This window comes from Xanthomonas fragariae (genome assembly GCF_017603965.1).
In the GTDB taxonomy this organism is placed as follows: Bacteria; Pseudomonadota; Gammaproteobacteria; order Xanthomonadales; family Xanthomonadaceae; genus Xanthomonas; species Xanthomonas fragariae_A.
Genome location: NZ_CP071955.1, coordinates 3,686,575 through 3,713,234 on the forward strand (window position 1 = coordinate 3,686,575; position 26,660 = coordinate 3,713,234).

Consider the following 26,660-nt stretch of genomic DNA (forward strand, 5'->3'; position numbering starts at 1 on the left):
GCCGTTGCTCCACGTATGCAGCGCGCAACACTGCAACGCTTAACGATAGCCCTCCTCGCCCTCGACGCCCTGGCGTCTTCCAGGGCGTCATCCCCTCATGACACAGCGTGCTGCTCGATGCATGCGGCCGGTGCCACCGGCGCTACAGCCGGCGGCTCCAGCAAGTGCCATGCTTCCAGCTGATCGACTGCCCTGCTCACCCCATCTTCCTCGCCGATACGCTGGCCGAGTACGCGTGCCGCATCACGCATGGCCGGTGCGCTCGCCTGACGCAAGGCATCGGCCAAGGTTTGCGGCTGCAGCCCCGCCCGTTCGAGCGCCGGTGGTGCGGCGCCGCGCTGGGCCAGGCAATGCGCCCAGAACGGTTGGTCGTAGCCGAACGGCAGCACCACCGATGAAATCCCCGCCACCAGCGCCGCGCCGGTGGTGCCGGCGCCACCGTGATGCACAGCCACCGCCACGCGCGGAAACAACCAATCGTGCGGTGCCTGTTCCAGATAGAAGAAGCGATCGGCATCATCTTCGGCAGCGGCCTCATCGGTCGACAGGCCGCCCCATCCACTGGCCAGCAATGCACGTTGCCCAGTCAGACGCACCGCTGCTTTGACTGTTGCAGTGAGCTGCGCGGAATCGCTGCTGGTCATGCTGCCGAAGCCGATATACAGCGGCGGCGGCCCGGCCTTCAGGAACGCCTGCAACTCAGCTGGCGGTTGCCACTGCGGCTGCGGCAGTTGCCAAAAGCCACAGATCTGCACGCTCTCCGGCCAATCCGGCGGACGCGGGCATAAGTGCGTGCTGTAGCCGTACAGCACCCGCATCGCGCTGCGATCGGGGCCATTCCACGGATATGCCGTTAATCCAAGTGCCGGGCGCACGAGCTCGTTGAGCACTGGACGCATCAGAGACCAGCCGGCAAAGCGGGCCATGTGCTGCAAGGCCACGCTTACCAGTCCGGGCAGGCGCAGGTTGGGCGCCACCATCAATGGCAGATGGCGCGAGACAGTCAGAGGCTGCAAATGCGCAAACACCATCGGCACACCATAGGCCTGACCTAGGCTATGCGCCAGGAAACTCACACTGCCTACGCCGACAATCAACCCTGCATCCGCACAAGCTGCGCGGCCCTGCGCGGCCCAGTCGCGCGCCCACATCAGCAAGTGCGTGCGCCAGATATTCCAGACTGCCCGCCGGGAACCACGCATCTCGGCCACATCCGGGTTGCCCTGCAGCAGTTTCCGGTGATCGCCGCTGAGGGGGAAAAATTCCAGCCCGTTGGCGCGGATCAGCGCTTCGAAATTACTGCTGGTCAGTACCCGCACCGGATACCCGCGCTCCTGCAGACCGCGGCCCAAGGCGACGATCGGCCGCACATCGCCTTGCGTGCCCAGGACGGCAATCACCACCGGGCGGTTGGGTGCCGGGCTGGAGATGGACTCAGGCATATTCGGCTACTCCATCGCTGGCTGTGGCGATGCTGCCGTTGCGTTGTTGCCAGGCTTGCGCGGTAGCTGCATGCAGCAACTTACTGAGCGTGGCCGAGTGCGCGGGCGAGAGCATCGAATGGTGGTCGCAGTCCAGGGCGTGTAAATGCAGGTTGCGCACATACGGGGACCACACCTGCGGCCGGTAGTCCACCCACACCTTCTCGTCTCCGGCGGAGGTCATGCGCACGCTCGCTTCGACGAACAACACATCCTGATCCAGCGGTTTGGGCCGGTGACGCCGTGCCAGCTGCAGGTGATATTGGGTGGCCCCACCCATATCTTCCAGCAGCGTGGGGCGTTGCTCGAGCAGCTGGCGCACCGCCTGCACCTCGGTCAGCCTATAGTGATCGCACAGCAGGCTGGCCAGCTCGGCTACCGTGGTCGGCATCGGTTGGTCGTGGGCCAGGGTCAGGCCCAGCGCATGCACCGAGGCGCGCACGCTTTCGGACTCCGGCAGCGACGCGGCCTGTTCCAGATACGGGTAGCTGTCGAGCATCGCCAGCAGTTCGACTTCTTCGCCAAGCGCATGCAGTTCGGCAGTGATGGCGTGGGCGATCAGGCCGCCCAGCGACCAGCCGATCAACCGATACGGTCCCTGCGGCTGCACCGTGCGCAGGCGCGACAGGTAATCGCGGGCGATCGCCTCGATGCTTTCCAGACGATGCTGCGAGTCGCTCAAGGCGGGCGACTGCAGCGCATACACCGGCCACTGCGGATCCAGCTGGCCGAGCAAGGTGAGATACGACCAGCCCAGGCCGAACACCGGATGGATGCAGAACAGCGGCGTGGTGCCTGCAGTGCCTTCACGCAGTGGCAGCAGCACGCTCAATGGATCGTTAGTGACCTGCGTCCTGTGCTTGATCGCCTCGGCCAGGCCTGCAATCGTCGGGGCGTTGAACAGCGTGCCCAGCGGCAGTTCGACACCGAACATCTGTGGGAAACGCGCGATCATTTGCGCTGCACGCAGCGAGTCGCCGCCGAGGTCGAAGAAATTGTCGTCCACGCCCACCACCTCGATGCCCAACATCTCCTGCAACATCGCGGCCAGTTGGTGTTCGAGCGCATCGCGCGGGGCAACGCGCGCACGGCGCGGCAAGACGCCAGGTGACGGTAATGCGCGGCGATCCAGTTTGCCATTGGATGTCAACGGCAAGGCCGACAACGGCACCCACAAGGTGGGAATCATCGACGCTGGCAGGTGCTGCTGCAGATGCGCGCGCAGCAGCTCGGTCGATGGCGTGTTGCCATGCTTGCCCACCACGTACGCCAGCAGCTGCAGCGCGTTGTTGCCGCCATCGCTATGGCCGACCACCACCGCCTGCGCCACCTGCGAATGCTGCAACAGGGCGTTCTCGATTTCGGCAGGCTCCACGCGGTGGCCGCGGATCTTCAATTGCGCATCTGCGCGGCCGATGAATTCCAACAGGCCGTCGCGGCGCTGACGCACGCGGTCGCCGGTGCGGTACATGCTGCTGCCGTCGCCCGCGAACGGGTCGCGCAGGAAGCGTTCGCTGGTGAGCTGGCGTTTGCCGCGATAGCCCTTGGCTACGCCTGCGCCGCCGATGTACAACTCGCCCACCGCGCCTGTCGGCAACGGTTGCAGCTGCGCATCGAGCACGTACACGCGCGTGTTGAGCAGCGGCCTGCCGATCGGCGGTGCCGCCGCGTCGGTCAACTGCAACGGCATAATGGTCGACCAGATCGTGGTTTCGGTCGGCCCGTACAACTGGGTCAGGCGCCCTGCCCGGCTCAGCAACTGGGCCGCCAGTTTCGGCACCAGGACTTCGCCGCCGACCAACGCGTGGATGCTGTCCAGCGCTAGATCCTGGTTAGCCAGCAGGATGCGCCACAGCGACGGTGTGGCCTGCACCACGCTTATCTTCTCATGTGCGATCAAACGCGACAGGCTAAGTGGATCATGGGTAATGCCCGCCGGCGCGATGACTACGCGCGCGCCCACCAGCAACGGCAGATACAACTCCAGCCCGGCGATATCGAAGGTAATGGTGGTGACCGCCAACACGCGGTCGCGCGGCCGCAGCGCCAGCTCTTGGTCCATCGCATGCAGAAAGTTGAACAGGTTGCGATGGCTGATCTCCACGCCCTTGGGCGCGCCGGTCGAACCGGAGGTGTACAACACGTAGGCGGTGCCATCGGGGGTGGCGAGCGGTGCGATCGCCGCCGGCAACACTGCCGGACGCGGATCCAGCCAGACCATGCCGCCGAGCAGATAGCGCTCGCACAATGCCGGCTCGCACACCAGCGCAATGGCACCGGAATCGCTGAGCATATGCCGGTTGCGTTCGGCCGGGCTCTCCGGGTCCAGCGGCAGATACGCCGCCCCGCTCCACATCACCGCCAGCAACGCCACCAGCAATTGCTCGCTGCGCGGCAACGCGATGGCGACCACATCGCCGGGACGTACGCCATCGGCCACCCATTGCGCGGCGATGCGCGAGGCCAGTTCGCACAGGGTGGCGTAATCCAGCGTACGATTGTCGTATTGCACCACCACTTCAGCCGGCATCAGCTCGGCGCGCTCCAGCATGCCGTGCAACAGTGTGGCCGATTCCGGCAACGGCCCAGCGGTGTTGTTCCAGGTGTACAGCAGACGCTGGCGTTCCGCATCGCCCAGCACGTCGACCTCACCCAGTGCGCATTCCGGATCGGCCAGCACCGCTTCGGCCAGATGGGTCAGACGGCGGCAGTGTTCGGCCAGCTCGTCGCTGTCGTACAACGCCGGATTGGCATCCAGATCGAAGCGCAGCGCAGCGCCATCGCCACGCTCGTAGCAGAAAATGGTCAGGTCATCGGCAGGGCCGTTGGAAAGGTTATGCGGCACCGCGTACGCATCGCCGAAGCGCAAGGTGTAGTCGAAGGCCTCGATATTGACCGCAAGACGCGCGATCTTCTGCTCTCCCCCGAAAATTCCCATGTCGCGACGCACATCCTCGAAACGGTATTGCTGATGGCGCAATGCATGCTTGACCACTGAAGAGACCTGCGTGAACAGTGCGTGGATCGGCTGCTCTGGCTGCATCTTCAAGCGGATGTAGACCACATTGGCCACCATTCCCGGTGTTTTCCGATAACGCGCATTGATACGCGCGCTCACCGGCATGGCAAATACCAGGTCGTCGGCTCCGGTGTTGCGATAGTAGTAAGCAGCCACTAGCGCAATCAGCATCTGCGGCAAGCTGACGGCGTAGCGCTTGCCTAACCCACGCAATTGCAAGATCTGGCGTGCAGAGAAATCACCGGTACCGCGCAACGAGCCGGCAATTTCATAATTGCTCAGCCGCGCAAGGGTTGCAGGCGGCGGCAGATCGGCAAGTTGCTGCATCCAATAAGCACCGTCGCGCTGATAGCGATCCGAGTCGCGATACTGCTGCTCCAAGGCAACCAATTCAGTCGCACTGGCATAATCGGCAGGATCTGGCTCAGTCCCGGCAAGGTCGGCACTGTAAAGCACCGCCAAGCGCTGCGCCACCATGGCGGTGGTGTAACCATCCATCACCAAGTGGCTCATGTATTGCACCCACAGATGATGGTCCTCCCCAAGACGGAACAATGCGCAATGCCAAAGCGGCCCATTGAGCAAATCCTCAGGCTTGCGGATCTGTTCGTCGATCCAGTACTTGGCCGCGTTAAGCGGTGTCGGATCATCGGCCACGTTGAAGTAGGGCATCGTGCCAGGATACTCAGGCAAGACAACCTGCACCGGCATTCCGCCCTGCTCGACGATACACAGGCGCAATGTGTCTAACTCGCGTGTGATCTGCAGGCTGGAACGCAGCAACACGTGCGGATCGAGCGGGCCGAATAATTCCAGCGCTTCCGACAACATCAAGGTGTTATCGGTATAAAGCTTGCTACCAAGCCACAGGCCTCGTTGGGCTTTGGTGAGGGGAAACACGGGAGAGGCGTCAGTGTGCATTGCGTGCATCCTTCTTATGTGGCGCGCAGTCCGTCGTCGCGCCTTGACCGCGATGCGGTTAGTTGAGACGCCGGATCAGCACCTAGCTTTGAAACGCGGGGCAATGGGTACCGTCGATCGCCAGCGGACGCCGGCAATACACGGTGGTAACTCACAATGGAGACGCAAAACGAGGCGAAACGCACAATAGATACAAGGGTGTGCAGCGGTCTTTTTGAAACGAATTGTGTTCCGCCAAGTAAATCGAACAGTAACAATCAGCAACCACGATGAACCGTGCAGAAATCACGATTTGCATGTCACGTTCAAAATTTACATCAGAAGTGTGATTTCAATTAGCGTTATTTGTGGATACGCCATTGCAGATTCTGCGCGGCATCCGATAGAGCGCCGCAAAGGCGAGCGGGAAATAACTGAATTAATACGCAAATGATTGGGTAAATGCTTCGAAAACAAGCTAAAGCATGCAGCAGACAAGACCACTGCATCACGCATCACTGACATGCGCGCGTTATCGCGAAAATCGCCACATGAGCCCGCCATTATCGGAAGAATTACCGAACGCAATCGAACGATCACGTGTTTGTGTTTTTATGTCGTACATCTGTGGCATTTGCGGCTTTTATCTAATGGACACTCTTTGCATGAGTCCGTCATTGATCGCATAAATGCTGCGAACACTAAGAAAAGAGCGCAGCAAACAAGACCGCTGCATCACGCACTATTGACATGCGCGCGTTATCGCGAAAGTCACCACATGAGCCCGTCGTTGCGAGCAGAAATACCGCACGCAATTGAACGATCACGCGTTTGTGTTTTGTACGCCTACAGCATTACGGCTCTTATCTAAGAGCTACTAACAAAACCTAGCGAGCAGTCGCCAGCTGGGCGCGGACAGCGCGGAGCCACCGCAGTGTTCGCCTGGTACATGCGTTTCGACTCACCGGCCGCGCCCGCCTGGCGGTGAGCGCAGACGTTTCGTCAGCCACTCTTAGAATGTTGCTCAACTGCGACGATCGTCATTGCCGAAAATCAAAGCGGCGATTGCCTCAGTTGTTGATCGAAAGCGCATCGAAGAGTTATTCGGAGCTTCCCAAACACGGCACCCACGCCGCAACACGCGACGGCCGCTCGCGCGACGGCGCATGCCGCAGCGCGAGCGGGACGCTCTGCGCGATCAGCCCAACGGTTCGTCGGACAGATAGGTGTAACCGGTCAGCCCGGCTTCCAGTGCATCGCTGAGTTGCTGTGCGCGCTCCGGCGACAGCTGCGTGGCGGCGATGCGCTCGGCATAGGTCGCACGCAGCGTGTCCAGCTGATAGCCCACGTAGTCCAGCATCACGTCGGTGGTATCGCCACGGCGCTGCTGGGCGATGCGGTAGCCATCGCCATCCACGGTCACTTCCACCGCATCTGTATCGCCGAACAGGTTGTGGATATCGCCGAGAATTTCCTGATAGGCGCCGACCAGGAAAAACCCGATGCGATAGCTTTCGCCCGCGTTCAACGTATGCAGGGGCAACGAGCTGTCCAGGCTTTCGTTCTCGACATAGGTCTTGACCATGCCGTCCGAATCGCAGGTCATGTCGGCGATGATGCCGCGCCGCTGCGGCGCTTCGTTCAGGCGCTCGATCGGCAGAATCGGAAACACCTGATCGATCGCCCATACATCCGGGATCGATTCGAATATGCTGAAGTTGACGAAGTACTTGTCCACCAGCCGCTCGTTGAGCTCGTCCAGCACCTGGCGATGGCTCTTTTCGTCGAAGCTCAGGCGTGCACGCACGCCGTGCGCGATGGCATAGAACAAGTCGTCGATACGCGCGCGATGGATGAGATCGATCTGGCCAAGCGCATATGCACTCAGGCCTTCGGCGTGGAAGTGCTGCGCCTCTTGGAACAATTCCACTGCGGGGCGCACATCGAGTTCATCATGGATCTCGCGCAGGTGGCGGATCGCCGTTGGTTCGTCGTCGTGCGCGTCGGGCACGCGGCCTTCCGGCGCCTGCTCCACTTCGGACACGTTGGCGATCAGCACCGCGTGGTGCGCGGTCATTGCGCGGCCGCACTCGGTGACGATGCGCGGCGGAACCAGGCCGTGCTCTTCGCAAGCGCTCGCCAATGGCTGCACGATGTTGCTGGCATACGAATGCAGACCGTAGTTGATCGAGCAATAGCTACGAGAACGGGTGCCTTCGTAATCGATGCCCAGGCCGCCACCGACATCGACGTGGCTGATGTTGGCGCCCAGGCGCGAGAGCTCCACGAAGTAACGCGTGGCCTCGCGCATGCCGTTGGCGATGTCGCGTACGTTGGAGATCTGCGAGCCCATGTGGAAATGCAGCAACTGCAGGCTGTCGGCGTACTCGGTGTCGCGCAACGTCTTCCACAGGTCCAGCACCTGGCGCGGCGACAACCCGAACTTGGCCTTGTCGCCACCGCTGTTCTGCCACTTGCCCGCGCCAAGCGAGGCCAAGCGCATACGCACGCCCAGGCCGGGCTTGAGGTCCAGCGCGCGCGCTTCTTCCAGCACCAGCTTCAACTCGGAGGGCTTTTCGATGACGATGAAGGTCTGCAGGCCGAGCTTGCGGCCGATCAGCGCCAGGCGGATGTATTCGCGGTCCTTGTAGCCGTTGCAAACGATCAGCCCGCCCGGGCGCGAGAGCGCCAGCACTGCCATCAACTCCGGCTTGCTGCCCGCTTCCAGCCCGAAACCGTCGCCGTGGTGGCTGGCCAGCGTGCCAGCCACGCCGCGATGCTGGTTGACCTTGATCGGGTAAACGGCCGTGTAGCCACCGGCGTAGTCCCATTCGGACTGGGCCTGCGCGAACGCCGCCTGCAACTTGCCCAGGCGCTGGCCAAGAATGTCCGGGAAGCGCACCAACAGCGGCAATTTGGCGCCGGCCGCACGCGCGGCCTCCACCACTTCGGGCAGCGATACCGACGGACCATCGCTGGTCGGTGTGACCACTACATGTCCGGCGTCGTTCACATCGAAGTACCCATCGGCCCAATGCGGGATCGAGTAGGTCTTGCGGGCTTGGTCGAGGGACCAATCGCTCATCTGGCTGACTCGGCTGGAATAAAAAGGGCGTGAAGTGTAACGCCTGGCACGCGCAGGGTCCGTTACAATCCGCGCCGACTTTCCGCCCCTCTCTGCTGGCAGGAGCGGGACAAAATGCGGTTCAGCCGGCGCGCAATTTGGCTGTATGCGACTGCTGCGCCCGACCCTCCTCCGGCGCTTTGCGCCACCTTCTCCCGGTGGGAGAAGGAACAGCCTCCATTCTCTCCAGGATTAACGCATGAGCGCCAACGACAACTGGTACATCGAACACTTCCAGCCGACCGGCTCGGCCATTGGATTTCGCGTCAGCGGCAAACTGGACGAGGTGCAATCCCCGTTCCAGAAAATCGAGATCTACCAGACCACCGACTGGGGCAAGTTGATGCTCATCGACGGCGCGGTGATGCTGACCAGCCGCGACAACTTTTTCTATCACGAGATGATCAGTCACCCGGCGCTGTTCACCCACACCGCACCCAAGCGGGTGGTGATCATCGGCGGCGGCGACTGCGGCACGCTGCGCGAGGTGCTCAAGCACCCAGGCGTGCAAAGCGCCACCCAGTGCGATATCGATGAGCAGGTCACCCGCATGTCGGAAACATATTTCCCCGAACTGTGCGATTCCAACCACGATGCGCGTGCCGAACTCCTGTTCGACGACGGCGTGGCCTACATGGCCAACTGCCCGACCGGCAGCGTGGACATCGTGATCGTCGATTCCACCGACCCGGTCGGCCCGGCCGAAGGCCTGTTCAACAAGGCGTTCTATGAAAGCTGCTTCAAGGCGTTGAAGGACGACGGCATTCTGGTGCAGCAATCCGAATCGCCGCTGGCGCTGCTGGACCTGATCAATGAAATGCGCACCGAAATGGGCAAGGCCGGCTTCCAGTCGTTTAAGACCCTGCCGTTCCCGCAGCCGTGCTACCCCACCGGATGGTGGAGCGTGACCATGGCCAGCAAGCAGGCCAACGCCGATTTTGCGTTCCGCCAGGACGCGGCGCAGGCCAAGGGCTTCGAAACGCTATACTACAACGCGCACTTGCACACTGGCGTGCTGGTTGCGCCGCCATTCGTGGCCAAGGCGCTGGGCGAGTTAAGCGCTGGCAGCGACACATAGCGAGCAGTCCTCAGATCGACATGGCCGGCACGCTGCGCTCGCCTGCTGGCTGCACAACGGTGTTGACGCTGTGCTCAGTCACCCGCGACCGGCGTTGCGATCTGTGCGCCGGCTGCTGCAATAGCAGAGCACCGCAGACCGCCGCTTAAGAGCGGCTAACAAAACGTAGCGAGCAGTCGTCAGGTGGGCGCGGAGGAACCGAAGCGTACGCGTGTACATGCCGATTGCGAGCACCGGCCGCGCCCGCCTGGCGGTGAGCGCAGTCGTTTTGTTAGTCGCTCTAAACCGCCTATCAGAATAACTGCGTGCACCGCCGCCGGTGCCTGGTGCGGCGTGTACCACACGTACACCTTGGTTCCCGCGCAGTCCACGCCAGCTGACGGCTGCCTGCTACGTCTGTCAGCCGCTCTTACAGGCGCGCCAGCACCTCGACTTTTTTGGCGTCGAACTCTTCTTGAGTGACCAGTCCCGCATCGAGCAGTTGCTTGAGTTTGCTCAGCACCTGCATCGGATCGTCGGTAGCGGGCGGAGCCGAAAGCGCGGCGCCCTGCGCAGTGGGTGCGTGCACCACCACGCCGCCGGCTGACGCGCGCAACTTGTCGATTTCCAGCTGCTGGCGCTTTTCGTATGCAGATTCTTCCACTTGCTGCGCATACGCATATACCCGCCGCGCCTGCTTCTTCGGAAGGCTGTCGATGGACGCGTAGCTGCCCTGCGTGGTGCGGCACATGATCGTCGCCCCCAGCATCTGTTCGCTCATGTGCACATCGAGCACTTCGCGCCAGGGGAAATCCCGAAACGTCATGCCGAACAGTTTGGGGTGCACCACGATGAACCTGCGGTTGGTCAGCACCACTGCATCCGGCGACAGATTCATCATCATCTTCTTTTGCACAGCGATGTATTCGACCTGCTCGTCGCGCGTCAGTAATTCGCTCACCTTTGGCAGGATTTTGCCCACCGCCACTGAATCCTGCTCGTCGGTCAGGAATCGTGCAAAGACATCCATAATATCCCTCATCGTGATTGGTTGAGCCGAAGCGTTGCCGGTTATGACACCACATCTGTGCCGCGTGTTGCCGATACCAGGCAAGACGGAAGAGCGCGCAGGTGTCGGATCGCTGAGCGCTTCATACCGCCCAAACGACGACAGGGCGGATGCCGCCATCGGCTCTGTTCGCTGCATAAAGATGCTGTCGATCGCTGACTCGGAACCGCACTCCGGCACCGAAGCTCAGCAATTGGGCACGATGAATCGTGATGTCTTCGTCGTTGTCGTAATACGCGTCGGCGTAGAGGTCATGCATACCGCGCCCGCTTGACGGCGGCGCAGTAGTTTTGTTGGCCGCTCTTAGGTACGCGGCCTGCACGGTGGCTGGAAGCGGCTGTACCGCTGTCTCAAGGGCGGCGCGTCAACCGCGGCCAACTCGCTAATCCGTCAACGCGCAGCCGCAGCCGCAGGATCTGACGCCCTTGGCACCGGGTAGGCGATCAGCGTCGGTGCGTCCGCCACGAAACGGTCGAGTACCCCATCGGCAATCTTGACCGGCCCGCCGAAACGCGTGGCGCCGGGAATCGACGGAATCGCTGCGGCGGCGGCGGCGATTTCGGCTGCATCGGCAAACAATCGCGGCGCCTCGGTGTCGCCGCGATTGGCGGCATCCAACCCCGCGGCGGTCTGCTGCAACGCACGGCCCCAACGCTGCATCGCAGCCAGCCAGGGGCGCGACTGCTCGGCGAACCCTGGATCGGCCACGCCCGCGCGGATGATCTCCGGCGCGGCCGCAACCTCGTCCGCAGTGCGTGCCAGCTCGGCGAGCGCCTGGCTACGCGCCGCCTCATCGCCCAACGCAAACGCCTCGCGAACGCGGTCCAGCACCCCCTTCAACCGTGGCGCCTGTTCCTGCCACGGCTGGCTACCAAAGGTGGGCGCCAGATGCTGGGTATCGAAGAAAGTGAGCAGCGCGGCGGTCACCCGCACATCGCCACCGGCAAGATCGCGCGCGGCAGCATGCCAGGTGCGCTCGGCGTCGTAGCCCTTGTCGTTCCACGCGAACGCGGTCAGCCCCATCACCGCGACGCGGCTGGGCACTTCCTGATTCATCGGGTTGGAGACGATGCCGGACAACTCGGCCGACAAGCCCGCTTCGCGCCGCGCGTACGGCGCCATCAGCAAGCGACCGGCGGAGGTTTCGAAATCGTTGACCGGGTAGTTGTCCCACAGCAGCGTCTTGCGTCCGAACGCCTTGGTCGCTGCACGTGCATCGGGCAGGGAAATGGCCGGTGGCACCACGTCGGTGCCGGTCCACTGCACGACGACCTTCGGGTCCAGATGCTTGCGCAGCGCTTCCTTGTACGGGCTTTCCTTGGCGTCGTAATATTCGGTCGGCACCATGATCAGTTCGGATGCCGCATCGTGGCGGGCACCCAGATCCGCCTGCACCAGATTGAGCAGATACGACTGTGCGATGCCGGCCGCCTGTGCACCGGAGTCGCCGAAGGCGGTCTTGTCGCGCTCGCAATTCCACTTGGTGTATTCGATATCGTCCAGCGCCACATAGAAGCTGCGCACGCCCAACGCGCGGAATGCATCGAACTTACGCAGCAACGCTTTGGCATCGGCCGGATTGGAGAAGCACACAGTCGGTCCTGGCGAGATCGCATAGACGAAATCGACGTGGTTGCGCTTGGCGGTGGCCGCCAACTTGCCCAACGCCTTCAAGGTCGCGGCCGGGTATGGCTCGCGCCAGCGATCGCGCGCGTAGGGGTCGTCCTTTGGGCTGTAGATGAACGTGTTGGCCTTGGTCCGGGCGAGAAACTCCAAATGGTTTGCGCGATCGGTCATCGACCAGGGCGCGCCGTAGAAGCCTTCGATCGTGCCGCGGATCGGCATCGCCGGGTAATCCTGGATCACCAGCGCTGGGATGGCCGGACGTTCAACCAGCTGACGCAGCGTCTGCGCCGCATGGAACAGCCCGTCGTCGTCGTGGCCGGCCAGCGTGATCAGGCTGCCGCTGCCCAGCGCCACGCTAGCGAGCGTGTAGCCTTCTTTATGCGTGTCCTGCACCGCCTTGCTGCGGGTCAGCGCATCGCGCACCGCCACCGCACAGCCGGTGCCGATGACGATGTACAAGCGGTCGAGTGTGGCAGGCAAGCGCGCGGCGGTTGCGATCTTGGCAACGCCAGCCGAGCTGAGAATGCGGCGGACCAGTACAACCGACTCCGGGTCCGTGCCCGGCGCCACGACCAGCACCGCCGACCGACCGAGCGTGACCGTGCCGCCCTCCAGCGCGATCGACATCGGGGTCGGAAAGATCGCCGGCTGCGTGACCGGTTGCGTCAAGCCCGGTACGCTCAAACCCAACGCCACCAGAACCGAGAGCAGGCGCAAGCCCGACTTCCTATCGCGTTGCTTCATGTCCGAACTCCGGTATTGAAATGGTATTACGACCTAGAGTAGGCAAGTCGTGGGGCGGCGACAAGCGCATTAGCCAACCGCCTTGGCATATCCTGTCGTTTTCGGGCAAGCGGTAGGCATGCGGGATCTAGACCCGATCTGCGAACAGCTCGGTTTGGAAGCGATCTGCGGTATTTAAGTGGTATGACCACAAAGACTTCCGGCCGGGATTATCGAATTAGCGAAAAGCTGCTCCTTCGCAATCCAACCGCGACTGCAGCACCACGACGCAGCAGACAGGCCATCGCGCTACAGCACTGAGGTCCGCGTTGCATGTCGAACCTGACAAGCCGACACACGCATCGCTAAAACCTACAACGCGTCGCTATCCAGCTCGCCGGTGCGGATACGCACCACGGTACCCAGGTCGTACATAAACACCTTGCCATCGCCGATCTTGCCGGTACCTGCCGCCGCAACGATCGCCTCGACCACGCGCTCGGCCTGGTCGGCGGTCACTGCCACTTCGATCTTCACCTTGGGCAGGAAGTCGACCACGTATTCGGCGCCGCGATACAGCTCGGTGTGGCCCTTCTGACGACCGAAGCCCTTGACCTCGGTCACCGTGATGCCCGCCACGCCGCAGCCAGAGAGTGCTTGGCGCACATCGTCGAGCTTGAACGGTTTGACGATGGCCATGATCATTTTCATCGGTGCAGGTTCCAGGGCATGACGGGGGCGCAGCATACCGTGGACAGCAGCAACGCTCATCCCGTCGCGGGCAGCCGTCACCGCGGCCGACAGCCGAATGGGACTATTCTTACAGCCTGCCGACTGCCTTGCCGATGTCCCTCGTGTGGCGGCCTGCACTAGGCTTCCTACGGACCTGCGGAGAACACCATGATCGATTTCAATCAGCTCGACGACCTTGCCCGCCGCCTCAGCGATCTGGTGCCGCCGGGCCTGCGTCAATCGCGCGAAGATCTGCACAGCGCCTTCAAGGGCGCGCTGCAGGCCGGCCTGGGCAAGCTGGACCTGGTCACCCGCGAAGAGTTCGACGTGCAGCGCGCGGTACTGCTGCGCACGCGCGAAAAGCTCGACGCATTGGAAAAAGCCGTTGCCGCGCTGGAAGCACGCGCGCCCGGCACCCCGCCCGCTGCATTACCCACAACTCCCTGACGCGAGCCTTCCACCATGAGTCTGGCGCTGGTGCACAGCCGTGCCCGCGTGGGGGTGCATGCGCCTGAAGTTCGGGTGGAAGTGCATCTCTCCGGCGGCCTCCCTTCCACCCAGATCGTGGGTCTGCCCGAGGCCGCGGTGCGTGAGTCGCGCGAACGCGTACGTGCGGCATTGCTGTGCGCACAGTTCGAATTCCCGGCCCGGCGCATCACCATCAACCTGGCGCCAGCCGATTTGCCGAAGGAAGGCGGCCGCTTCGACTTGCCGATCGCGCTCGGCATCCTGGCCGCCAGCGGGCAGATCGACCGGCAAGCGTTGGCCGACTACGAATTTCTCGGCGAGCTTGCACTCACCGGCGAGTTACGCGGCGTCGATGGGGTGCTGCCTGCCGCTTTAGCAGCCGCGCAGGCCGGGCGACGGCTGATCGTGCCGCTGGCCAATGGCGCCGAAGCAGCGATCGCCGGGCATGTGGAAGCCTTCACCGCGCGCACCTTGCTGGAAGTCTGCGCCGCGCTCAACGGCACTCGGCAAGCGCCAGCGGCAGAGGTGGCGATCCTGGCGCCAGGCGCACGTGCCCTGCCGGATATGGCAGATGTGCGCGGCCAACCGCATGCGCGTCGCGCGCTGGAGATTGCCGCAGCAGGAGGTCACCACCTGCTGCTGGTCGGCAGCCCCGGGTGCGGCAAGACCTTGCTCGCCTCACGCCTGCCTGGCCTGCTGCCGGAAGCCAGCGAAGCCGAAGCGCTGGAGACCGCCGCCATCACCTCGATCAGCGGCCGCGGGCTGGATCTCGCCCGCTGGCGACAGCGGCCCTATCGCGCGCCCCATCACACCGCCAGTGCAGCCGCTTTGGTCGGTGGTGGCACCCATCCGCGTCCAGGCGAGATCTCCCTGGCCCACAACGGCGTGCTGTTTCTGGATGAGCTGCCCGAATGGCAACGGCAGACCTTGGAAGTGCTGCGCGAGCCGCTGGAGTCGGGCCTGGTCACCATCTCGCGCGCTGCGCGCAGTGTGGATTTCCCGGCTCGTTTCCAACTAGTTGCCGCGATGAACCCCTGCCCATGTGGCTGGGCCGGTGATGGCAGCGGGCGTTGCCGCTGCGGCAGCGACAGTATTCGTCGCTATCGCAGCCGTATCTCCGGCCCATTGCTGGACCGTATCGATCTGCATGTCGAAGTGCCGCGACTGCCGCCGCAAGCATTGCGCAGCGGCAACGTCGGCGAGGACAGTGCCAGCGTGCGTGCACGCGTGGTCGCAGCCCGTGAACGACAGCTTGCGCGCGCCACCGTGCCCAATGCGCAACTCGACCAGGCAGACACCGATCGCCATTGCCGCCTGCAGGGCGACGATCAGCTGCTGCTGGAGCGCGCGATCGAGCATCTGCAGCTGTCCGCACGCTCGATGCACCGCATCCTGCGCGTGGCACGCACCATCTCCGATCTCGACGACAGCGCGGGGATCGCCACGCGCCATCTGACCGAAGCGATCGGCTACCGCAAACTGGATCGCGCGTTGAGCGCAGCGAGCGCGGCGTAACAGCGCTGATCCAGCGGTATAGGCGCGACGGCAGTCGACGGCAGGGCAACGACTCCGCTTTGCCTGGTTAGGCCGCCAAGCGATTTACGACGGCCCTCCTGCGGCGCAGCTGCACGAACGTATTACTAACCTCGTCCCTAGGGCGTTCGACCGAGCGTGTTGGTCCGCTGCACCCTAAAAGTCGGCGCAACACCGTCAGGTACCTGCCTGGCTTGAAGTGGCTGAAGAAACGCAGAGAGCAGTCATCGGGTGATGCGCAGGAACCGGGCTACACGAGCGGTACATAAGGATCCGAGCGCCGGCGGTGCGACATCTGGCGATAAGCGGCGCTCTTCGCCGGTCGCGACATCCCAACATCCACTTCATGGCGATCCACGTACAACATCGGTCAATCCATTCCGCAGAGGCCGTCATGAGCCGACTTCCCGAGCTGTCTACCGTCCCATCGCTGGATCTGAACCGCTATCTCGGCACTTGGTACGAAATCGCCCGGCTGCCAATTCGCTTCGAGAACGCAGACTGCACCGATGTGTCGGCGCACTACTCGCTGGACGGGGACGGCAGCGTGCGCGTGCAAAACCGCTGCCTGACTGCGAAAGGCGAATTGGAAGAAGCAATCGGGCAGGCGCGTGCCATCGACGACACGCATGCTCGGCTGGAAGTCACCTTCCTGCCCGAGGGCCTGCGCTGGATCCCCTTCACCAAGGGCGACTACTGGGTGATGCGAATCGATGCGGACTACACCGCTGCACTGGTCGGCAGCCCCGATCGCACATACCTGTGGCTACTTGCGCGCCTGCCGCAGTTGGACGAAAACATCGCGCAGTCCTATCTGGCGCATGCGCGCGAACAGGGTTTCGACCTGGCGCCGCTGATCCATACCCCACACACAGGGCGGATGACCGAGCAGCCGCTTTCGTAAGAGCGGCCAACAAAACCTGGCCAGCGTTGGTAGCAAGCAGCAGTCGTGGGACAGTGCTGCGGGCACTCTCAGAACTGGAGCATCCGCATGATCCATGCCACCAGCCATCTGACGCGCATTCTGGATGGCTGTGCAAGAGTTTTTGTAGGTCGTTCCAGCAGCCCGCCCACGCCGGAGCAGATCGTCGTTGGCAGCTGCCAACAACACGCGGCCGGCGCGCGAAACCGAAGTGCATGTGGCATTGCGATTGCGCGCACCGGCCGCCCTGGTGTGTCGATCACACGACAGCCTGCCGACGCGCTCTCAACCGTTCAACGTGCCCAGATCCTTGGCTGCGGCCTGGGCACCTTCGAGGCTGTCGAAGGCCACACCGGTGTTGCCGACCACGTACTTGGTCAGCTCGCCGTCGCGTGTGGTTTCCTGCATCTTGAAGATCGGCAACGCGTCGGTGCCGCCGACGCGTTCTTTCTGCGTTGTCATAAGTGATTCCTCCAGTGAAAGCGCCTTGCATGGGACCGGATTGTCCCGCCCCCGTGCGGGAGCGCAGACGAGCCGACCCTAGCGCGCCATCGTGTGCAGGCGTGTGAATCCATCGACCTACCCAATGCCGCAGCGCAGCGAATGATGAGCGGCAAAAAGATCACATCCGCTTCGCTCCACAAACGCGCGCAATCCACGCATCTGGCGTACATTCGTGACGTGCAGCCTCATCAGTCCATGCCTCTGGTCACCAACCGCTGCGTGCGGGGCGTCCGCGCGCGCTTGGGAACCCTGTGTCGGCCATCTGTGGACGCGCGTCCTGTCCGCATTGCTCCGGGAGCCGTGCGTGAACAGGCAACCATACAGATGCGGTTGGTAACGTGAAGCGTAAACGCATTATCAGTGTGACTGTGCTGTTGGTAGCGCTGTGCGCAACTCTCCCGATCGGCCTGTCCTACTACTTGGCGTGGCGGCTGGCGCTATCGCGCGAAGAGAGCAGGCTCAGCCAGCTGGCGACACTATCGATCCGACGTACCGAAAGCGCCTTCGACGAGGCGCATGGCGCGCTGTTGAATCTGGCCGGCTCGCAGCTTCCGCCCTGCTCGCCAGCACATCTGGCGCAGATGCGCGCGCTGGTAATGACCAGCCATTACGTCGTGGAACTGGGGCATTTTCAGCAACGCCGGTTGCGCTGTACTTCGTGGGGGCAGCTGCTCGACAGCATTCCACAGGGCATGCCGGACTTTGTGGTCAAGCGCGGCATCGCGGTGACCACGCGGCTGCGCCCGCTGGCCAATCCGCAGCATCCGCTGATGGCCTTGCAGTTGGGCAACTACAACGTACTGGTCAACCCGAACATGCTGACCGACATCAACATCCCACCCGGCCTGCAATTAGCGATCGGCACACCGGGCGGGCACATCCTCAGCAGCACCGGCACCACCGCCGAACAATTGCTGATCGAGCCCTCGTCCGACACCTCGACCGATGGCTCCACGCTGCGGCAGGTGTTGTCCGGCCGCGACCGGCGTGGCGACTGGGCCGCTGTGGTTACCGAGCCATTGGCGTATCTGCGTGGGCCGTTGGCGGCTGCGCGGCTGCAGGTGGTGCCGATCGGCATCGCAGTGGCGCTGCTGCTGGTCAGCCTGGTGATCTGGGTGTCGCGGCGACGCTTGTCGCCGCTGGCGCGGCTGGAAATCGCCGTGCAGCGTGGCGAGTTCATCGTGCATTACCAACCGATCATCGCGCTCTATACCGGCGCCTGCGTCGGTGCCGAAGCGCTGGTACGTTGGCAGCAACCCGATGGCGTGCTGGTGCCGCCGGATGCCTTCATTCCACTGGCCGAAGAAAGCGGTTTGATCCAGCCGATCACCGACTTGGTGGTCGCCGAAGTCATCCGCGAACTTGGCCCGACCTTGTCAACGGATCCATCGTTGCACGTGGCAATCAACGTGTCGGCCGGAGACATCAAGAGCGGTCGCGTGCAGAGCGTGCTTGCGCAGGCACTACAGGGCACCGGGGTGAACAGCGGGCAGTTGTGGGTGGAAGCGACCGAGCGCAGCCTGATGGACATCGATGCCGCGCGCACCACCATCACCCACCTGCGTAGCGCCGGCCACACGGTATCGATCGACGACTTCGGCACGGGCTATTCGAGCTTGCAGTACCTGCAAGGCTTGCCGCTGGATGCATTGAAGATCGACAAGTCGTTCGTGGACACCATCGGCACCCACTCGGCCACCAGTGCGGTGACCTCGCACATCATCGAAATGGCTAAAACACTGAAGCTGCGCACCATTGCCGAAGGTGTCGAGCGGCAGGAGCAACTCGACTATCTGCGCGCGCACGGCGTAGACCTGGCGCAGGGCTGGCTGTTCTCGCGCGCGTTGCCGGCAACCGGCTTTATCGCCTATCACGCGCAGATGCGCGGCGCGACACACTGATCAACGTCGGCGCCACGTGCGGCCGATAACACCAGCAAGCGGTGTCAGATATGTGGGGACTGAGCGCAGGCATCGCTGGCTACGCGGCATACCGATTCCCGAACACCGGCCTTGCACACTTGGCGGCGACAATAGTGTTGTTCGTCGCTCTAGGCGAATCCGATAAAGCCGATAAAAAGGCCGCCAATCGCGGAGGCCTCTTCAATCAAGCGCTTTGCAAAGCGCTCTCGCGTTGGTGGTGCACCGGCTTGGGCCGGCTTGGGAAGGCATGCCGCACGATCCGCCACATCACCTGACCGAACTGACGCGGCAGCGAGCCGGTGTTGTAGTGCTGACCGTAGCGCGCACAGATCTGCTTCACTTCGACCGCGATCTGCGCATAGCGATTGGCCGGCAGGTCTGGGAAGAAGTGGTGCTCGATCTGGTGGCTCAGATTGCCCGACAGCACATTCATCAGCTTGCCGCCGGTCAGATTCGACGAACCGCGCAGCTGACGCAGATACCAATGACCGCGCGACTCGTTGCGGATCGATTCCTTCGGGAACACTTCCGCATCGGCGGTGAAATGGCCGCAGAAGATGATCACGAAGGTCCATATGCTGCGCAGCACGTTAGCAGCCAGGTTACCCAACAGCACGGTCAGGAAGAACGGGCCTGCCAGCAGCGGGAACACGATGTAGTCCTTGAGCATCTGGCGGCCCATCTTGCGGCCGACCGGAAGGAATAAAGCGCGCAGTTCGCCCGATTTCATCTTGCCGGCAAACCAGCGGCCCAGACGCAGGTCCTGGATGGCCACGCCCCATTCGAACAGCAGCGCGAACATCACCGCCACGAACGGCTGCATCAGGTAAAACGGGCGCCAGCGCTGCTCGGGGAAGATACGCAGCAGACCGTAGCCGATGTCGTCGTCCATACCGCGCACATTGGTGTAGGTGTGGTGCTTGAAGTTGTGCGTCTTGCGCCAATTGTCGCCGGTGGCAACGATGTCCCATTCGTAGGTATTGCCGTTGAGTTGCGGGTCGCCCATCCAGTCGTACTGGCCGTGCATCACGTTATGGCCCAGCTCCATGTTCTCCAGAATCTTGGACAGCGTCAGCAGCACCACGCCGGCGATCCACGCGGGGATCAACACGCTGTGCACGAACGCACCGAGAAACAACAGCGCGCGGCCGGCCACGCCGGTCCAGCGCACGGCTGCCACAATGCGGCGGATGTAACGCGCATCGTCGGCGCCCACCTGGCTTTGCACGCGGGCACGTATGGCATCGAGTTCGTCGCCGAAAGACTGCAGTTCAGCAGCGGACAGGGCACGGTTGTGGACTCGGCTCATGAAGATTCCTTACAGATCCAGGATCAGGTCAGTGCTCGGGGCACTGATGCACAGGCGGACCTGTGCGGTGGGTTCGTTGCTGCGCTCACCGGTCAACAGGTGGCGCGTGGTGCCGGACTGGCGCGCACAGGCGCAGCTATTACAAATGCCCATGCGGCAGCCATGTTTGGGGCGCAGGCCCTGCGCTTCCAGCCCTTCCAGCAGCGACTTGCCGCACGGCAGCGTGAACGTGCGGCCGCTGCGTGACAGCTGGACCTGCACGTCGCCCGCCTCGCTGTTGTCAAGCGCCGGCACGCTGAACGCTTCGGCCTGAAATGCGGCCACGCGACATTGCAAGCGCTCGCGCGCTGCCTGCACGAAACCGCCGGGGCCGCAAACCATGACGTGGCGGTTGGATAGATCGGCGATCTGATCCAACGGATAGGTGTTCACGCGCGCGGCCGGCGTATCGCCTTCGCGGGTGGTGAGCAGACGCACACGCAAGCGCGAATGCGCAGTGGCCATCGCGTCGAATTCTTCGACAAAACAGGCTTCGTCGCGCTGGCGCACCCAATACAGCAGGTCCACATCCATCGGCATGCCGGCCTGCGCCGCGGCTTGCAGCAAGGCGCGCATCGGCGTGATGCCCGAGCCGGCCGCCAGCAGCAATAGCGATGTCGGAATGGTCGGCAGCAGCAGGTCGCCGAATGCCGAGTCAAGCGACACCACCGTGCCCAGCGCTGCATCGTGCGCCAGGTAGCGGCTCACCAGCCCACCCTCGATCGCCTTGACCGTGATCGCCAGGCGACCATCGGCCAGCACGGTCGGGCTGTAGCTGCGCAGCAGGCGGCGACCGTCGACCTCCACGCCCAGGCTCACGTGCTGCCCGGCGCGCAGGCCCTGCCAATGCGCGTTGGGCTGAAATACCAAGGTGACCGCGTCGCGGCTGGCCGCGCTACGGTCGACCAGGCGGGCCATCGACCGCTCCAGCGTCCACAACGGGTTGATCCGGCTTGCCCAGAAATCGAACAATTGCGGCGATACCAACCGACGCGCCAGGCGTGCGGGCAACGGAGACTTAAACTTGGGAGTGGATGGCAGGCTCATAGGACACACTATACGCATGCATGCACAGACGTGTATACAGTTGTATATCGGCTTAAGAGGCTATGATTCACAGCCACGCCCGGCTGTGCCCTCATGACCCCCATCGCCCTGCCTACCCACGACGCGCCGCCGTCACGCAAGCCGGCAATTTCCCGCGAGGATCTGATCGCCGCGGCGCTGTCGTTGATCGGGCCGCACCGCAGCCTGTCCACGCTGAGCCTGCGCGAAGTGGCGCGTGAAGCCGGCATCGCGCCAAACAGCTTTTATCGCCAGTTCCGCGATATGGACGAGCTTGCCGTGGCTCTGATCGATCTGGCCGGGCGTTCGCTGCGCACCATCATCGGCCAGGCCCGCCAACGCGCCACCTCCACCGACCGCAGCGTCATCCGCGTCTCGGTCGAGGCGTTCATGGAGCAACTGCGCGCCGACGACAAGTTGCTGCATGTACTGCTGCGCGAGGGCGCGGTGGGATCGGATGCATTCAAGCAGGCGGTAGAGCACGAGCTCAGCTATTTCGAAGACGAGTTGCGCGTGGACCTGATCCGCCTGGCCGCCGCCGACAACGCCAAGTTGCATGCACCGGCGCTGGTGTCCAAGGCGATCACCCGGCTGGTGTTTGCGATGGGCGCGGTCGCAATGGACTCGCCTCCGGAGAAAGATCCCGAACTGGTCGAGCAGATCTCGCAGATGCTGCGCATGATTTTGACCGGCGCGCGCACATTGGGCACGCACAGCGGTTGATTTTTTGGGTGTGTGTCTGTGACACCGAAGCTACATCGTGCGTGGGGCCGGTAACGCAGAGAGCTTCTACAGCGGCAGCCACGGCGCGGGCCGGGCGATGAGCAGAACCGCTGCACGTCAGCGGATCACGCTGGCACAGCACCGCGAGGCCACCGCGCATGTGAAATGCCGTAAGGACGCGACCGTGATCGCCGAATCGCCAGCGGCGTCCAAGTCGATCGATGCTGTCATGGCCGCGCAACGCGATCTGGTCGATGTACTGCATACGCTGCGTCAGGTGCGGTGGGTCAAGGGGTCAACAACAGTCACGCCTGCGCCCTTTCCTCGTGACGACAACGCGCTGGCGACCTCACCCTCTATGGCGGATGCACAGTTCAGTCTTGTCGTGACGACACTCACATCCAAGCACACGCGTTTCACTCTGGCAACGCCATGGTTGCGCCACGTTAGTGGCCTGTTTCCACAGGACCCATCCATCAGGCAACCGGAGGCGGCATGAGCAATCTCGACAAGCAGGAACGCAAAGCAGAAGCACAGGACTTGAACCGTGACCCGATCTCAGGTGCACCCGAATCCCATCCGGTTGGCGTAAGCATCGGTGGCATTGCTGGCGGTACAGCGGCAGGCGCGGTGGCCGGCACCGTGTTCGGCCCGCTCGGCACCTTGATCGGCGCAGTGGCCGGTGTGGTCGCCGGTGCCGCAGCCGGCAAGGGCGTGGCCGAGCGCCTCGACCCGACGGTGGAGACCGAATACTGGCGCCAGGAGCATCGGAACCGTTCTTATTATAAGGAGGGCACCAACTACGATCGCGATTACGCAACCGTGTATGGCTTCGGCCTGCAGGCCCGCGAAACCCGCCCCACCAGCACCTGGGAAGAAACCGAGGCCACGCTGGCTGGCGAATGGCCGCGTAACCGTGGCGAATCGCGCCTGGAGTGGGAAGAGGCACGCTTGGCTGCGCGCGATGCCTGGGAACGCGCTGATCGCACCCACACGGTGTATCGCGATAGCGACACCCACTACGAAGGCCGCTTCGATAGCGCCAGCTATCGCGACGCCGATTACTCCTATGACGACTATCGTCCGGCGTATCGCTATGGCATGCAGGCACGTCAGCAGTACGCCGGCCGGCAGTGGGACGACCATCTGGAACGCGACCTGGGCGACGGCTGGGACCGCTTCAAGGCAAATTCGCATCTGAGCTGGGCAAAGGCCAAGCATGCGGTGCGCGAGGCATTCGACTCTGAACATCACGACGAGGCTGTACGCCCCAATCGGACCGATCTCCGCGTGTAACTGCTGGGGCAGCACATCACTGTTCTGAAGCTGTGCAAGTGTTCTGAGTCGAAACAGAACGGGCCCAATTGGGCCCGTCCCACATTACCGAGATCGTTTTGCTGAATTGCGCAGCACCGAATGCGGCACGATCACATCGTTCTCCGCCTCCACCAGCAGCACATCGCCCTGATACGCGGCGCATGCCGCCAAGGCGATGTTGCCGGTGGGGCTCAAGCTGCGCTGACGATAAGCCATCAGATCCGGATCGGCATTGAGGCTGAGCTTTGGGCACCTCCCAGTGCTCGTCCTTGTAGAGCGCGGGCGGAACGCAACGCCAGACATTCCATCGGCCACTCGCGCGTCAGCAATACGCCAGATAACCGCCATGACTCAGTTCTACCAGCGGGATCGAATGCGCATCCACATCACGACCTGACGCATCGATGCACAGCTCTCGTACCCACGCAGATCGAAGATCGTACAGATGCACCCTAAGAGGCGCTAACAAAACGTAGCGCGCAGTCGCCAGATGGGCGCGGAGCGACCGCCGTGTACGCGCGGGACATACCGATCCCGAGCACCGACCGCGCCAGCCTGGCGGTGAGCACAGTCGTTTTGCTAGTCCTACTGTGTCATAAATAGGTTATCCTGCAAGCAGTCTCTCCCACGGCGGGATCGTGATGGCCGCAGTCAGCAACAAAGCGCGTTTCTCCGCTTATCTCGATGAACTCTCCGCCGCGCTCGGTCATGCTGACCGCACTGCGGGCCTGCGAGGCGATTGCAGTGCGTTGATGCTGCCTTTGGAGCGCAAGAGTGTTGAGCCCCTGGCTGCTCATCTGGATCCGCTTCGAACCAGGGCTCGCCATCAAGCCTTGCACCACTTCGTGGCCAAATCAGAGTGGTCCGATGCGGCCATGTTGGAGCGGGTTCGTCAGTACGTTTCGTCGCTGCTGGATTTGAAAGACGAGGTGTACTGGATCGTGGACGACACGGGTTTTCGCAAGAAGGGCAGGCATTCGGTCGGTGTGGCCCGACAGGACTGCGGCGAGATCGGCAAGCAGGACAATTGCCAGGTGGCCGTGAGCGTATCGTTGGCGACGCCGGCAGCGAGCATTCCGATCGCTTTCAGGCTGTATCTGCCTGAAGACTGGGCCAGCGATGCAGCACGCCGGGGAAAAGCGGGAATTCCCCACGAGATTGAGTTCGCGACCAAACCGCAGATCGCACTGGCGCAGATGAAAGCAGCCCATGCCACGGGAGTGGCGCGCGGCACGGTGTTGGCCGATGCAGCCTATGGCAGCAATACGGCCTGGCGTGACGCGCTGGCTTGCCTGGAACTGAACTATGCGGTGGGAATCGTGTCGAGCGTGAAAGTCTGGCCGCCCGGACAAAGGCCCGAATCGCCGGCGGCGTGGAAAGGCCAAGGCCGACCTCCGGTTCGCCATCGTCGTACAGCCGACCATCAGCCACAGTCGGTGCAAGCGCTGGCGCTGTCGTTACCCTCCCGCGCCTTCAGGACAGTCGCGTGGCGGGAAGGCGGCAACGCACCGTTGTCGGGACGTTTCGCCGCCGTACGCGTACGTGCAGCACAAGGTGATCGCTTGCGTCAGGAGGAATGGCTGTTGATCGAATGGCCCAAAGGCCAAGACAGGCCGACCCGATACTTTCTGTCCAACCTGCCGGCAAACACGCCGCGCAAGGATCTGGTAAGGACGGTCAAGGCGCGCTGGCGGATTGAACGCGATTATCAGGATCTGAAACAGGAATTTGGCCTGGATCACTACCAAGGCCGTGGCTGGCGGGGCTTCCATCATCACGCGAGGTTATGCATCGCTGCCTATGGGTACCTGGTTGCTGAACGCTTGCGCGGGGCGCATCAAAAAAACCCTCGGAATGCGCGGAATCTCCCTTACCCGAGAATTACCGACCGCGCGGCAAGGCAATCGCGCGCCCAGCGCCACGCGAGCGACTCGATCACGACGCTGCGCTGGACAATCGCCATGGACATCGCAGCGGCACTACTTGACGGGATGCCTCCGCATCTGCGGATTTAATGACATAGTAGGACTAGAGCTCGGCAAGATCGGGGTGCCTTCTGGTCCGCAACGACGCAGGCTTAATGTCTGCGTCGGCTCCTTTTCAACTCACCTGCAGTCCTAAACGTTGAGCTTCGCCGCATAGCGGCCGCATATTGCGAACAGAAGCACCCAGCAATCTCGGCACAAGCCGTCGCGCGCGATAGCAGCGCCGCTTCGGTGGCGAGTAGCGGCGGAGACCCCAACCCGCGCGGGGATCGTCAACTGCAGGGCACCTGCCAGGGCGACGCCGGAATGCTGATCCATCGATTACAGTAGCGCGATGACAATCGAACTGAAGCCCGGCGACTTATTGATCGCGATCGAAGGGATCGACGGCGCCGGCAAAACAACCCTCGCCCGCAGCCTGGCCACCAACCTGGAAGCTGCCGGCGCCCGCGTCGTACTGAGCAAGGAGCCGACCAACGGCCCCTGGGGCACCCAACTGCGCTAGTCCGCCGCCGGCCGCCTGAGCGCGGACGCAGAAGCCGAGCTGCTGATCCGCGACCGCCACGAACATGTGCACACCTTGATCGCGCCCGCGCTAGCACGCGGCGACATCGTGATCCTGGACCGCTATTTCCCCCCGATGGTGGCCTACCAGGGCGCCGCCGGCCTGCCGCTGGACGACCTGCTGGAACGCAACGCGTTCGCGCCGCGCCCGGACGTGCTGCTACTGCTCGATCTGCCGCCCCGCCCACCGGCCTGGCCCGCATCCGCGCCCGCGGCGACGCACCCAATCACTTCGAAACCCAGGACAACCTGGAACGCTGCGCACCATCTTCAACGCGCTGCAATTGCCAGGCAAACACGTGGTGGACCCCAGCGTCGATGCAGCCAGCGTGCTGCGCCAGGCCCACACCATCGTCGTGGCAGCAGTGGCTGAACGGCTGAGGGTCAATGCGCACTCCGACGCCGATAAGGCTGCACTAGAACTGCTGTCGGCTGGTCGCCCGGGCTAATTTGGTGAAATCTCTGCAGCGGCAGCCCGCTGCAGGCAACAGTCGACAACTAGCACGGGCCGGTGATTCGGGATACGGCAGGCTTGTCAAGGAGGGAGGATGGGGAGAAATGTGTGCCGACGGTTTGTA

16 protein-coding genes, 4 other RNA genes and 4 pseudogenes are annotated in these 26,660 nt (G+C 63.0%); 11 read left to right on the plus strand and 13 right to left on the minus strand.

The genetic code is table 11. The annotated features are described in order from the left end of the window. Positions 1-95: 95 nt before the first annotated feature. The 4 genes from J5I97_RS17600 to speA form a co-directional block, all read right to left on the minus strand. On the minus strand, positions 96-1,442 hold the full coding sequence (locus J5I97_RS17600; protein ID WP_208587901.1) for a glycosyltransferase: 1,347 nt from the start codon (positions 1,440-1,442) through the stop codon (positions 96-98). After that, positions 1,435-5,421 (minus strand): non-ribosomal peptide synthetase, encoded by a 3,987-nt coding sequence (locus J5I97_RS17605; protein ID WP_208587902.1) that lies wholly within the window; start codon positions 5,419-5,421, stop codon positions 1,435-1,437. The genes J5I97_RS17600 and J5I97_RS17605 overlap by 8 nt, the downstream gene beginning before the upstream one ends. Before the next feature lie 854 nt (positions 5,422-6,275). Beyond that, positions 6,276-6,351: non-coding RNA, sX9 sRNA (locus J5I97_RS17610), on the minus strand. Positions 6,352-6,598: 247 nt separating this feature from the next. Then, entirely contained in the window at positions 6,599-8,485 is a 1,887-nt protein-coding gene (gene speA, locus J5I97_RS17615) for an arginine decarboxylase (protein WP_208587903.1), read from the minus strand. A 238-nt stretch (positions 8,486-8,723) separates the two neighbouring features. On the opposite strand from speA, the gene speE reads away from it, so the two are divergent. Continuing rightward, positions 8,724-9,602, plus strand: a complete 879-nt coding sequence (gene speE, locus J5I97_RS17620) for a polyamine aminopropyltransferase (protein WP_208587904.1) — start codon at positions 8,724-8,726, stop codon at positions 9,600-9,602. A gap of 153 nt (positions 9,603-9,755) precedes the next feature. Here speE and J5I97_RS17625 read toward each other — a convergent pair. Continuing rightward, positions 9,756-9,821: non-coding RNA, sX9 sRNA (locus tag J5I97_RS17625), on the minus strand. 114 nt (positions 9,822-9,935) lie between these two features. Between J5I97_RS17625 and J5I97_RS17630 the strand changes: the two genes are divergently transcribed. After that, a non-coding RNA gene (locus J5I97_RS17630) (sX9 sRNA) lies at positions 9,936-10,007 on the plus strand. 4 nt (positions 10,008-10,011) lie between these two features. Here the strand turns inward: J5I97_RS17630 and J5I97_RS17635 are convergent. The 3 genes from J5I97_RS17635 to J5I97_RS17645 all read right to left on the minus strand — a co-directional run bounded on the left by J5I97_RS17635 (position 10,012) and on the right by J5I97_RS17645 (position 13,746). After that, positions 10,012-10,611 carry a PH domain-containing protein gene (locus J5I97_RS17635; protein ID WP_208591805.1) on the minus strand — a complete coding sequence of 200 codons (600 nt, stop codon included), beginning with the start codon at positions 10,609-10,611 and terminating at the stop codon, positions 10,012-10,014. A gap of 429 nt (positions 10,612-11,040) precedes the next feature. Next, on the minus strand, positions 11,041-13,020 hold the full coding sequence (locus J5I97_RS17640; protein WP_208587905.1) for a beta-N-acetylhexosaminidase family protein: 1,980 nt from the start codon (positions 13,018-13,020) through the stop codon (positions 11,041-11,043). A 351-nt stretch (positions 13,021-13,371) separates the two neighbouring features. Then, positions 13,372-13,746 carry a P-II family nitrogen regulator gene (locus J5I97_RS17645; protein WP_279631213.1) on the minus strand — a complete coding sequence of 125 codons (375 nt, stop codon included), beginning with the start codon at positions 13,744-13,746 and terminating at the stop codon, positions 13,372-13,374. 153 nt (positions 13,747-13,899) lie between these two features. Between J5I97_RS17645 and ubiK the strand changes: the two genes are divergently transcribed. The 3 genes from ubiK to J5I97_RS17660 all read left to right on the plus strand — a co-directional run bounded on the left by ubiK (position 13,900) and on the right by J5I97_RS17660 (position 16,636). Beyond that, the gene (ubiK, locus tag J5I97_RS17650) at positions 13,900-14,178 is read left to right on the plus strand and encodes a ubiquinone biosynthesis accessory factor UbiK (protein ID WP_208587909.1); all 279 of its coding nucleotides are present in this window, start codon (positions 13,900-13,902) and stop codon (positions 14,176-14,178) included. A 15-nt stretch (positions 14,179-14,193) separates the two neighbouring features. Further along, positions 14,194-15,714: a YifB family Mg chelatase-like AAA ATPase gene (locus J5I97_RS17655; RefSeq protein ID WP_208587910.1), complete on the plus strand. Its 1,521-nt coding sequence runs from the start codon at positions 14,194-14,196 to the stop codon at positions 15,712-15,714. Between the two features lie 412 nt (positions 15,715-16,126). Then, the gene (locus J5I97_RS17660; protein WP_208587911.1) at positions 16,127-16,636 is read left to right on the plus strand and encodes a lipocalin family protein; all 510 of its coding nucleotides are present in this window, start codon (positions 16,127-16,129) and stop codon (positions 16,634-16,636) included. 303 nt (positions 16,637-16,939) lie between these two features. Here the strand turns inward: J5I97_RS17660 and J5I97_RS17665 are convergent, their stop codons facing one another. Then, the gene (locus J5I97_RS17665; RefSeq protein WP_208587912.1) at positions 16,940-17,116 is read right to left on the minus strand and encodes a hypothetical protein; all 177 of its coding nucleotides are present in this window, start codon (positions 17,114-17,116) and stop codon (positions 16,940-16,942) included. Between the two features lie 380 nt (positions 17,117-17,496). Between J5I97_RS17665 and J5I97_RS17670 the strand changes: the two genes are divergently transcribed. Beyond that, entirely contained in the window at positions 17,497-19,059 is a 1,563-nt protein-coding gene (locus tag J5I97_RS17670) for an EAL domain-containing protein (RefSeq protein ID WP_208587913.1), read from the plus strand. Positions 19,060-19,264: 205 nt separating this feature from the next. On the opposite strand, the gene J5I97_RS17675 is transcribed toward J5I97_RS17670, so the two are convergent. Then, entirely contained in the window at positions 19,265-20,389 is a 1,125-nt protein-coding gene (locus tag J5I97_RS17675) for a fatty acid desaturase family protein (RefSeq protein ID WP_208587914.1), read from the minus strand. A 9-nt stretch (positions 20,390-20,398) separates the two neighbouring features. Then, entirely contained in the window at positions 20,399-21,475 is a 1,077-nt protein-coding gene (locus J5I97_RS17680; protein ID WP_208587915.1) for a ferredoxin reductase, read from the minus strand. 93 nt (positions 21,476-21,568) lie between these two features. Between J5I97_RS17680 and fabR the strand changes: the two genes are divergently transcribed. The 3 genes and pseudogenes from fabR (at position 21,569) to J5I97_RS17695 (ending at position 23,512) form a co-directional block, all read left to right on the plus strand. Then, on the plus strand, positions 21,569-22,216 hold the full coding sequence (gene fabR, locus J5I97_RS17685; RefSeq protein WP_208587917.1) for an HTH-type transcriptional repressor FabR: 648 nt from the start codon (positions 21,569-21,571) through the stop codon (positions 22,214-22,216). A 25-nt stretch (positions 22,217-22,241) separates the two neighbouring features. Further along, a pseudogene (locus J5I97_RS17690) lies at positions 22,242-22,511 on the plus strand (RtcB family protein); the annotation flags it as partial. A 200-nt stretch (positions 22,512-22,711) separates the two neighbouring features. After that, positions 22,712-23,512, plus strand: coding sequence for a hypothetical protein (locus tag J5I97_RS17695; RefSeq protein WP_208587919.1), 801 nt, complete (start codon positions 22,712-22,714; stop codon positions 23,510-23,512). Between the two features lie 99 nt (positions 23,513-23,611). On the opposite strand, the pseudogene J5I97_RS17700 reads toward J5I97_RS17695, so the two are convergent. After that, positions 23,612-23,989, minus strand: a pseudogene (locus J5I97_RS17700) (alpha/beta hydrolase); the annotation flags it as partial. 4 nt (positions 23,990-23,993) lie between these two features. Then, positions 23,994-24,060: non-coding RNA, sX9 sRNA (locus J5I97_RS17705), on the minus strand. 114 nt (positions 24,061-24,174) lie between these two features. Here J5I97_RS17705 and J5I97_RS17710 point away from each other — a divergent pair. Both J5I97_RS17710 and tmk read left to right on the plus strand, forming a co-directional pair. Next, positions 24,175-25,520: pseudogene (locus tag J5I97_RS17710) on the plus strand (IS701 family transposase). Between the two features lie 332 nt (positions 25,521-25,852). Further along, positions 25,853-26,531, plus strand: a pseudogene (gene tmk, locus J5I97_RS17715) (dTMP kinase). Positions 26,532-26,660: the final 129 nt, after the last annotated feature.